We start from the raw sequence: 1,128 nt of genomic DNA, 5'->3' as shown, positions 1-1,128 counted from the left end.
GGCGGCCCACCCGCGCCGGCTGCCCGCGTAGCGCGAGCGCGGCGCCGCCGGGGCGGTCCGGTGGCGGGTGCGGCCCCCGCGCAGGCGGGCCCGCAGCGGGCTGAGGGTGTCGTTCGTGAGGCGCCCGTCCCACACGAGGTCCCAGAGCACCTCGGCGAGGTGGTCGTCGTCGACGGAGCCCACGGCGTCGGCGAGCGCCCGGAAGAAGTAGGCGCCGCCGCCGTCGAGCGCGTCGAGGACGGCGCGGTGGTCGTCGGTGAGCTCCAGCGCGTCGTCGTCCCGCCCTCCGGCGGCCGCAGCGGCGACGTCGCTCCTGGCTGCGTCGTCGGCGGCGTCCCACGCCGGACGGGGACGCAGCGTGAGGTGGGCGGAGTCGGCGAGGTGCAGCGACACCCAGCCGTCGTCGCCGGGGAGGGAGCCGTGACCGCACCAGAGGACCTCGCCGGAGGCGGTGAGCTCGTCGAGCAGCGCGGAGGTGTAGCGCTGGAGGCGGGCGGGCAGGACGAGCGACTCGAGCGCGCTCGCGGGCAGGACGGCCCCGGAGAGCTGCTCGACGACGCGGACGAGGCCCTCGGCGCCGCGCAGGCGCGCGCCGACCCCCTGCCAGCGGGGGAGGAAGGAGGCGAGGTCCTCCGGGGGCACCGGCTCGACCTCCGCGCGCAGCGCCGCCAGGGAGCGGCGCCGCAGCACGCGCAGGACCTCGGCGTCGCAGACGTGCTCCGCGTGGTCGCCCTCGCCGGCGCCGTCCTCGCCCGCGGGCCCCTCGACCAGACGACCGCGGACGCCGTCGGGCAGCAGGTCGCCGCGCACGAGGCGCCCGCGCTGCTCGAGGCGGCGCAGGGCGGCGTCGACGACGGCCGTGCCGAGACCCAGGCGCCGGGCGAGGGCGCCGGAGGTGAAGGGCACGTGCGTGCGCGCGTGGCGGGAGACGAGCTCGCCCACCGGATCGGGCACCGGGGCCGTGAAGGCCTCGGGCACGCCCACGGGCAGCGGGGTGCCGAGGGCGTCGCGCAGCCGGCCGGCGTCCTCGACGGCGGCCCACCGCTCCTCCCCGGCGACGCGGACGGCGATGACGCGCCGGCTGCGCTCGAGCTGCTGCAGCCACGCCTCGACGACGAGCTGGTAGAT

At 79.1% G+C, this 1,128-nt stretch carries 1 protein-coding gene; it reads right to left on the bottom strand.

What is annotated here, in order from left to right; genetic code table 11:
- On the bottom strand, window positions 1-1,128 hold a 1,128-nt coding region (locus tag HLB09_RS17435; protein ID WP_457920621.1), incomplete at both ends, for an Lhr family ATP-dependent helicase.

Origin of the sequence: Pseudokineococcus marinus (assembly GCF_013004605.1) — a bacterium.
Taxonomy (GTDB): domain Bacteria; phylum Actinomycetota; class Actinomycetes; order Actinomycetales; family Quadrisphaeraceae; genus Pseudokineococcus; species Pseudokineococcus marinus.
This window is presented reverse-complemented; position numbering and strand designations above follow the sequence as displayed.